The organism is Candidatus Arsenophonus triatominarum, assembly GCF_001640365.1.
Lineage (GTDB): Bacteria > Pseudomonadota > Gammaproteobacteria > Enterobacterales > Enterobacteriaceae > Arsenophonus > Arsenophonus triatominarum.
On the sequence record NZ_LWMI01000091.1, the window covers coordinates 1 to 8,492 of the forward strand.

An 8,492-nucleotide genomic window follows, 5' to 3' on the forward strand; every position below is an offset into this window, starting at 1 on the left:
TGTTCCAATTTATGATGAAAAAAATGCCCAATACAATGCCGTTGATGCAAAAGTTAAGGCAGGAGATGCCGTTTCTATCATAGGAACTGCAAAAACAACAGATGAAACCTAATCTTTTTTACAATAAGTTTTTCTGTGGGTTAGGAACCATCCCCTTGCCAAAATTACATAGCATTGATTCAGCAGTCGCAAGTTATGAGGGTTTCTCTATTCGTGTACACAAATATGCTGATGGGGATGCAAATAAACAGATGATGCGTTTTGATTTATTACCTGCCTATGTCTGTTTTAATCCACATATGGGTGGCCAATTTTTGGCAATGCTTGATTATCTTCGTAACAATATGGGAGCGTTGGCTCCCTTTTTTTATTTGAGGTTACTCATGGAAAGAAAAAGCGTTTTCGTCTGGTCGGATAATAAAGCTGGATTTGTTCAGGCAGTGATTGTTGCAGCGGATTTCCCTGTCTTCAAAAAAATGGGCTTTGTTTCATCTGTTGATGAAGTAAAGGAACCTAAAAAAAACACCTGAAAAATCTAATGAGCCTAAAAAAGAAAAGGGCACTAAAGATGAGAAAGCCGTTAACTAAGGTGAGATTGTTCTGTTTGCTTTGCGTAAGGCGGGTATTGCCTCAGATGCGACTAACACAGAGGTAGAACCACAATCGTTTGAAGATAGTATTACTGACCTTGAAGACTTGATGGCAGAGTTACAAATTACATTTGGGGATTTGGGCTATCAGTTTTCATTAGATGAACAACCCGCAGCCGATGATGCGTCAGGTCTTCCTCGTAAATATAAACAGGTTATTGTTATCAATTGATGCTGAGAATGTTATCGGATTATTGCATTGAGCCTACCCCGAGACAAGAAGCGTCGGCCGCCGCCTCCTATGATGCGCTTCTTATTGACACGCTCAGTGTTCCACCAATAGAAAGGCGGGGTGATATGCCTGTTGGTCAAGGTAATAAATACTCCTCGTTAGGCGCTGATAGCTATTATGCTGAGAGGGGATTCCATGCCAAAAATGCAGATTCCGCTAGCTAAAGGATTAGCTAAAGATGTCAAGACCGCAGATTATATTGATGCATTACCCGTAAATATGCTGGCAACACCTAAAGAGGTGCTTAATGCTGCGGGTTATTTAAGATCATTCCCTGGTATTGAAAAAAAACAGGAAGTGAACGGCATATCACGTGGTGTGCAATTTAATACAAAAAACAACACTATCTATCGAGTCTGTGGTAACAAGCTTTATCTTAATGGCATTCAAATTGCTAATATACCTGGAACTGATCGGGTTTCACTTTCTCATTCAGGAAACAGTCAAGCGATTTGCTTTGGTGGAAAATTAAAGTTCTATGACTATGATGGGAAAGAAAAAGAATTATCAAATTGGCCAGAAGAGGTTGTTGTCAAAAAAGGATACACACGAGAAGTAAAAAAATGGGAACATAAAGCTGGTAATGATGATTTTGTGACATTATCAAAAGATGATATTGAAGGATATTTATCCCTTAAAATTATTCCAAAATCATCTGATGGCAAAAAGGGAAATGAAATAACGATTTCTGAATCTCAGTTCGGATCACGTGTATCGCAAAGTAATCCTGGAGGAAATAAACCTTATTTGACGGATATTTTGGTGGAAGGAATTAAGCGAATAGGGGGAAAAATAACAATAACTTATAAGATGAATAGTTCCACCACTGATTCTACAGAATTTGCAATGATTCAGACTGTGCCAGAAGTTATTGAAAGATATCCGCAATACAACTTAGGCGAAGTTATTGATGTTTGTCACAATAGAAGTCGTTATGTATTTTTGCAAAAAGGGGGTAATCGATTTGGCATAACTGATCTTGAAGATGAATCAAAACCTGATAGATATAGACCATTTTACAGCGCTGAATCGCAACCTGATGGGATAGTTTCAGTTGCATCATGGCGAGACATGATAGTCTGTTTTGGTTCTTCTACGATTGAATACTTTTCGTTAACTGGCTCTTCTGATACTTCACAACCCATTTATATTGCTCAACCAGCGTATATGATTCAGATTGGTATTGCAGGTCGTAATTGCAAATGTCGTTATCAGGACAATTACGCAATTATTAGTCATCATTCTATTGGTCAACCATCAGTTTATATTATAGGTTCAGGTGAAAAAAACAAAATATCAACGGCTACTATTGATAAAATCATCAGTAATTATTCTGCTGATGAATTGTCTAAATCAGTTATGGAATCAATTAAATTTGATAATCATGAATTATTAATTATTCATCTTTCAAAGCATACTCTTTGTTTCGATATTTCTGCAAATAATCAATGGTCGATACTGAAATCAGGACTTTATGACAATCCCTATCGTGCGATTGATTTTATGTTCTATGGAAATCAAATCACAGCGGGTGACAAGAAAGAAGGAATTATCGGTAATTTAGTTTTCGACGCATCAAGTCAATACGAACAATCGACAGAACACCTTCTTTATACACCAATGATAAAAGCTGACAATGCAAGATTATTTGATTTTGAACTGGAATCTTCGACTGGTGTTGCTCAAATTGCAGATAAATTATTTCTGTCCGCAACAACAGACGGCATCAATTATGGCAGAGAGCAATTAATAGAGCAAAACTCCCCGTTTCGTTATGACCAGCGAGTTATTTGGCGAAGAATTGGCAGAGTTAGAAAAAATATTGGTTTTAAAATACGTATCATCACTAAATCACCTGTGACATTATCGAATATGTCGCTAAGGATTGAACAATGACGAATCAATATGCAAATCCAGGATTAAAGGAGCCAATCAGCGTCCAAGGTTCATATATCACCCCTGATATCCTTCCTTCAAATTTCAGCGAATCTTATCGTAGGATCGTTTTAAGTGGTGCCGAGGATATAGGCAAAGTCGTTAACAGAGCTAACGACTCAGGATATGAAGCTTATGCTGCGCAACTTAAAAATGAAGAGCAAGATATTATCCTTGGGAATCACGAGGAAAGGATAACAAAAACTGAGGAGGGTTTAGCAAGTCTTGAGGTTCGGGTGCTTAATATTGAGAACGACGTTAACGGACTTAAAATAAAGATACAAGACTTGGATGGCAAAGTATCCGAAATTATCGTTGATTACGTCTCCTTGAGTCGAGTGACTCAGCAAAATTTATCATCATCCCTCAATGTCAACACTGCTTATTCCGTTAACGGTACAAAAGTGGTTGGTCAGCGTGTTATTGGATTTACTCCCGCTATCGGTACTCCATTGAAGAACGCTTTTGATGCAGATCAATCCTTCGCAATTGGAAAAAAGTATAAAAAAGATGAAATTGATGCATTGGCTAATGCATTAATCGCATCCCGCCAGCGCATCAAGGCACTAGAAGACGCGTTAAGATCGCACGGGTTGATTGACTGATGGAAATTAAAGTTATTGACAATATCCAACAATTCCAGCGGTTTTTTATGGATAAAAGCAAGATCGGTTATGCAATGGAAAATAACGGGGATTATCAATTAAAGAACAATCAGCTTTATGTGGGTGTTTATGAAGGGTTAATGCTGGTTGGTTTTTTTTCAATAGAATTTATTCGCAACAAGTTAATTGAAATTCATCCTGTGTTTGATCCAGGTTTTCGAGGAAAATATGCATTAGAAGCCACAAAAAAATTTTCAAAATGGTTGGTGGATAATATCAATTTTTCAACCGTGATTACGTATGTTCCTGAAAAAACCCCGTGGGGGAAAATTATTTGCAAATTAATGAACATGCGAAGAGTCGGTGTGATTGATAATGCATTAACGGCAGGTAATCAACAAATCAATATGACAATGTATCAGGTAACAAAAGAGGAGTTAGAAGATGGGTGGAGGCGGTGGGGATAACGGCGCAAGCGAACAAGCTAGGGCATCACGTGAAGCAATAGATCTACAAAGAGACCAATGGCAACGTGTAATGCAAAATTTAACGCCATACATGGGAGTCGGGGTGCCAGCGTTAAATCAATTGCAAAATTTGATGTCGCCAGAGGGACAGGCACAGGCATTGAACAATTTTTATAATTCGCAACAGTTTAATGATTTGGCTAGTCAAGCGAGGTACCAAAGTTTAAATGCCGCCGAAGCGACAGGTGGTTTAGGTTCGACGGCAACAGGTAATCAATTAGCATCTATCGCTCCAGCATTAGGGCAGAATTTTCTATCTAATCAGATGCAAAATTACGGTAATTTAGTTGGCATTGGCATGAATGCAGCAACCGGACAAGCTTCAGCAGGTCAAAATTACGCTAATAATGTCGGTCAATTATTACAGAACATTGGAGCAGCAAATGCGGCTTCGGCAAGTAGCCCTTCTGGATGGCAGAGAGCATTAGGTGGTGGCATGGCAGGAGCTGCAACAGGCGCAAGTATTAGCGGACCATGGGGAGCTGTAATTGGTGGTGGTTTAGGTGCACTGGGTAGTTTATTTTAATTGGAGTTTCTATGGCGGCGTTTCAACTTGCTGGATTACCCAGTATGCAAATATCGAATCAAACTGCGGGAGGGCTAGGATTGCCAGCAGTACCACAATATGCTGAACGTCCTAATACGGGTGTTATGCTTGCACAGGGTATAGGTTCAATTTATGACAATTTGCAGGCAAGAGAAAAACAGCAATCAGAAGCGGATTTTATGAAATCTTTCGGTGCGGCTTATGCGGCTAATGATCGCGACGCAATGAAGCAACTTGCTGTGGCTCATCCTGAACAAATTGAACGCATTCAAAAAGGGATGGGTTTTATTGACCAGGACAGAAATCAGGTTATTGGACAAGCAGCCATGGATTTGCGTCTTGCTGCAAAAAGTGGTGATCAATCACTGATGTCATCATTACAGAAAAATGCACCGATATTAAATCAGATGGGATTATCACCAGAAGAAGCATTTTTATCCTACAAGCAAGACCCAAAACAGTTTGATCAGATGACTGATTTAATTGGTATGCATGCATTGGGTCCAGAAAAATATTTTGATATTCAAGATAAACAAGAAGGTCGTGACATTGACAGAGGTAAACTTGCTGAAACAGAACGCAGCAACCGAGCAGGTGAGTCTTTAACAATGAGAAGTCAAAATATTTCTGCGCAAAATGCAGCCTTGGATAGAGAGATAAAAAGAGCAGAACTTGAGAACAAGAAACTTGATCGACAAGCACAAAATTCGACTAACGAATTGCGAAAACAAGCATTAGAGCAACAAATTGCGGCTAATCAACAAAAGATAGATGAAGCAACTGAAAAAAAACGTGTCGCCCCGATTAATGATAGAAAACGCATTGATACAATTAATGACAACGCAGACAGATTGCACAACAAGCGCAAAGTATATTGGATAATCCCTATCTGGAATGGACGGTTGGGGCAGGAAGTATAATGCCAAATATTCCTGGTACTGTCAGAGCAGATTTAGCGGCACAGATTAGCAATTTGAAAGATCAAATAGGACTGCAAACATTAAGCTCAATGAAAGAATTGTCAGCCAATGGTGCCGCTGGATTAGGGAATACCACTAACCGAGAATTTGGTTCATTGCAGAATTCACTGGGTAATTTGAGTGAAAAACAGTCGCCAGAAGCGCTCAGAAAAACATTGCAGAATATTATAAAAAACGCAAATACTAGCAAAAATAGGCTGAATGCTAACTTCAAGCAAATTTACCCGGATTTTAAGCAAGATGAGCCTAACGAAAAGATGAATGTTTGATAGTTCAAATATTTCAGATGATGAATTATTAAATAAAATATTTATCGAGGTAATCATGGCTATCAATGATTATTCAGAAGAACAGCTTTTTACTGCCATTAAGAAATGCGGATTCAGCAGGCGATAAGACTGGCGCTCAACGAATTGCTGGATTAATTCAACAAAGACGATCTACTCAAACCAAGATAGTAATCCTATTACTGAGCAGGAAAAGGACTTTTGCAAACAGGTGTTAATGTAGCGAATATTATCCCTGAAATTGCCGATGCTTTTATGTCAGGAGCTTCGTGGGCGGGGTAATCAGTTAGGAATTGGCGATGGTACTTATACACCAACACAGCGATTAGAGTTACCTGATAATTTAAAACCACAAGATCCATATGCCAAATTGGGTGCTGAAATTGGGCCTTATCTTATTCCTGGTGTTGGCGCAGAAAGAACAGCAGCCGCATTAGGTTCTGTTACCAACGCGGGAAGACTGGAGCGTGGTGCAACTAAATTAGCGGATATGGTGGCTGAAAATAGTGTAGGGCATTAGCACAGATATAGTCAGCGCGATAATGGCCAAAATTTAGCGACTGATTTGGGTATTGGGGTTGCTGGTAGTGGATTAACGAGAGCGATTACTCCGCTATTAGGTAAAGCTTATAATGCAGTTGTGCAACGTACAGCATCACCAGCATCAACTGAAATTAACACGGCAAATGATATTGTACAATTAGCCAGATCTGAAGCAGGACGAGAATCAATAGCAGAACAAGCCGCCAAAATAGATCCGGATGTTGCTAAAGCAGCTGATGTTACGGGTATTGACATTAATGCTTTAACGCCAGGTATGCGTTCAGGTAGTACAGGCATTGCGCAAACTGAAGGAGTTTTATCTTCAACACCAGGAATTGTGCAAGATGCTCACATGAAAGCATTTGATGAAATAAAAAGCAAGTTGAACAAAAACTTAGAGGAATTAGGTGCAGAATCTGGAACGGCATCAGAAAAAAGCGCAGCGATTAAAGGAAGAGTCATATCAAATCTAGATGAAATGAGAGAGGCAGAGTGGAAAGCCTGGAATAATGTTAGATCTACAATGCCAAATCAAAAGATGAAAATGGCTAATGCCAATGCGGTTGTTCAAGCTGAAAATTCTGCTGGCGTTCCTTTATCATCTGAAATGAAGCAATTTGTTTCTGCTTATAAAAAAGGGGGAATTACGTTTGATGGCATGAAAGCATGGAGAGCTAAATTTTCTGATGCAGCAGAAAAATATAGCCGTAGAGGTGAAGCAAATGCGGCCAGACGTGCTGGAGAAGTTAGACAAGCCATAACACAAGATATGCAGAAAATGGCACAACAGGGTGGTTTTCTTGAAGACTGGACGAAAGCTAATGAATTATCTAAGGCAAGAATAACCGCCCAAAAAGATGCTGAAGCTATTTTTGGAAGAGACCTATCAAATGATGCGCTAATCACAAAAGGCGTTTCTGCATTACAAAGCTCATCGAAAAAAGGTTTAAAAGATTTTCATAAAATAATGAAATCTGTTCCAAAGGATGAACATGAACCAACGATAGCATCAATATTGCAGGATGCAGCATCACAAGGTGTGAGAGGGGTAAATCAGAAGGCGCGGGAATTTCACATATTGCTTCAATACTTACACACAAAACATTAATGTGATTAGACAATATTCACCCGATCTTGGAAGACTGACAGAAGCTTATGGCTTATTAGCAAAAGCGGCGTCAAAACCTTTAAGAAGCATTGAACATACAGGAAGATCAGTTCCCGTCCTGAAAACGCTCAATGGTGAATTACCAAAAATATTACAAATTATTTCTGACCCACTCAAGAATAAAGCGGTTGGGGCTATTGCTGGCTATGCAGGAGCTGGAGTAACTGGTTCTGTATTAGGTTCTTTAGCGAGTTCTGCTTTGTATTCTGGTATTGCCAATTTAGCCAGTAAACGTAGTGGCAGATATGCAATAGAGAAAGCTATTCAGGAAGCAACTAAAGCGGTTAATGCTGGAGCGAGTCAATCAGCCATTGAAGCTGCTGAAAGACGCTTTGTTAAAAATAAAGCCGTAATGAGAGTACTTCGTGATACGCTGAGTCGTGAAGAGTTCCAGCAAATGGCCAGACTTGGGTTTGTTGCTACGATGAGTGGAATGACAAAAAGTAACAACAACGAATAACAATCTATCTAAAAGTTTTATAAATCCCATTATTTAATAAATATACACCTCATTTCTATCTGGAGAAAAAATGTCAGATATTATGCCTAATGTTGTCGTGAGTATGCCAAGCCAATTATTCACCTTAAGAAGAAAGTTTGCTGCTGCAAGCAATGGTAAGGTTTACATCGGTAAAATCGATAGGGATCCCACCATCCCAGAGAACCAGATTCAGGTATATCTTGAGAATGAAGACGGATCACATGTCCCTGTTGCACAACCTATTATCATCAATCAAGCCGGCTATCCAGTTTACAATGGTCAAATTGCCAAGTTTGTCACAGTAGAAGGTCATTCAATGGTTGTGTATGACAGCCATGGTGCGCAACAATTCTATTTTCCAAATATTCTAAAGTACGATCCTGACCAATTTAAAGGTAAGCTTAAACAACCCGATGGTGCATCAATGATAGGTGTCCAGCCATCGGGTAATCTGCAACAGATGTTGCATTATGTTACGCCTGAACAATTTGGTGCGATTGGTGATGGTAATGTCCACCCGCTATCTGAGCGATTTAA

Annotated in this window: 10 protein-coding genes and 2 pseudogenes; all 12 read left to right on the forward strand. The window is 39.3% G+C overall.

The features are described 5' to 3' along the window. Positions 1 to 314, forward strand: a pseudogene (locus AYJ55_RS27550) (P22 phage major capsid protein family protein); the annotation flags it as partial. 254 nt (positions 315 to 568) lie between these two features. Then, positions 569 to 1,046: pseudogene (locus AYJ55_RS24190) on the forward strand (packaged DNA stabilization gp4 family protein). Continuing rightward, on the forward strand, positions 1,018 to 2,778 hold the full coding sequence (locus AYJ55_RS35270; RefSeq protein WP_342668192.1) for a packaged DNA stabilization protein: 1,761 nt from the start codon (positions 1,018 to 1,020) through the stop codon (positions 2,776 to 2,778). The pseudogene AYJ55_RS24190 and the gene AYJ55_RS35270 overlap by 29 nt, the downstream one beginning before the upstream one ends. Further along, positions 2,775 to 3,422, forward strand: coding sequence for a hypothetical protein (locus AYJ55_RS24200; RefSeq protein WP_063657659.1), 648 nt, complete (start codon positions 2,775 to 2,777; stop codon positions 3,420 to 3,422). Before AYJ55_RS35270 ends, AYJ55_RS24200 begins: the two co-directional genes overlap by 4 nt. Further along, the gene (locus AYJ55_RS24205) at positions 3,422 to 3,889 is read left to right on the forward strand and encodes a DUF2824 family protein (protein WP_063657658.1); all 468 of its coding nucleotides are present in this window, start codon (positions 3,422 to 3,424) and stop codon (positions 3,887 to 3,889) included. Before AYJ55_RS24200 ends, AYJ55_RS24205 begins: the two co-directional genes overlap by 1 nt. After that, positions 3,867 to 4,475: a lipase chaperone gene (locus AYJ55_RS24210; RefSeq protein ID WP_063657748.1), complete on the forward strand. Its 609-nt coding sequence runs from the start codon at positions 3,867 to 3,869 to the stop codon at positions 4,473 to 4,475. The genes AYJ55_RS24205 and AYJ55_RS24210 overlap by 23 nt, the downstream gene beginning before the upstream one ends. Before the next feature lie 11 nt (positions 4,476 to 4,486). Continuing rightward, entirely contained in the window at positions 4,487 to 5,416 is a 930-nt protein-coding gene (locus AYJ55_RS24215; protein WP_162505869.1) for a phage DNA ejection protein, read from the forward strand. Next, positions 5,416 to 5,745 carry a hypothetical protein gene (locus AYJ55_RS24220; RefSeq protein ID WP_063658189.1) on the forward strand — a complete coding sequence of 110 codons (330 nt, stop codon included), beginning with the start codon at positions 5,416 to 5,418 and terminating at the stop codon, positions 5,743 to 5,745. The genes AYJ55_RS24215 and AYJ55_RS24220 overlap by 1 nt, the downstream gene beginning before the upstream one ends. Positions 5,746 to 6,010: 265 nt before the next feature. Next, positions 6,011 to 6,283, forward strand: coding sequence for a hypothetical protein (locus AYJ55_RS24225; RefSeq protein WP_063658190.1), 273 nt, complete (start codon positions 6,011 to 6,013; stop codon positions 6,281 to 6,283). Positions 6,284 to 6,328: 45 nt separating this feature from the next. Then, positions 6,329 to 7,414, forward strand: a complete 1,086-nt coding sequence (locus tag AYJ55_RS24230) for a hypothetical protein (RefSeq protein WP_063658191.1) — start codon at positions 6,329 to 6,331, stop codon at positions 7,412 to 7,414. Position 7,415: 1 nt separating this feature from the next. Beyond that, positions 7,416 to 7,934 (forward strand): hypothetical protein, encoded by a 519-nt coding sequence (locus tag AYJ55_RS24235; RefSeq protein ID WP_063658192.1) that lies wholly within the window; start codon positions 7,416 to 7,418, stop codon positions 7,932 to 7,934. A gap of 70 nt (positions 7,935 to 8,004) precedes the next feature. Next, positions 8,005 to 8,492, forward strand: a 488-nt coding sequence (locus tag AYJ55_RS24240; protein WP_222703556.1) for a phage head-binding domain-containing protein, incomplete at its 3' end; no start/stop codon positions are given.

Coding starts and splice junctions, on each gene's coding strand:
- AYJ55_RS24205 (WP_063657658.1), top strand. CDS start 3,422: ATGGAAATTAAAGTTATTGACAATATCCAACAATTCCAGCGGTTTTTT.
- AYJ55_RS24200 (WP_063657659.1), top strand. CDS start 2,775: ATGACGAATCAATATGCAAATCCAGGATTAAAGGAGCCAATCAGCGTC.
- AYJ55_RS24225 (WP_063658190.1), top strand. CDS start 6,011: ATGCTTTTATGTCAGGAGCTTCGTGGGCGGGGTAATCAGTTAGGAATT.
- AYJ55_RS35270 (WP_342668192.1), top strand. CDS start 1,018: ATGCCAAAAATGCAGATTCCGCTAGCTAAAGGATTAGCTAAAGATGTC.
- AYJ55_RS24215 (WP_162505869.1), top strand. CDS start 4,487: ATGGCGGCGTTTCAACTTGCTGGATTACCCAGTATGCAAATATCGAAT.
- AYJ55_RS24210 (WP_063657748.1), top strand. CDS start 3,867: ATGGGTGGAGGCGGTGGGGATAACGGCGCAAGCGAACAAGCTAGGGCA.
- AYJ55_RS24220 (WP_063658189.1), top strand. CDS start 5,416: ATGCCAAATATTCCTGGTACTGTCAGAGCAGATTTAGCGGCACAGATT.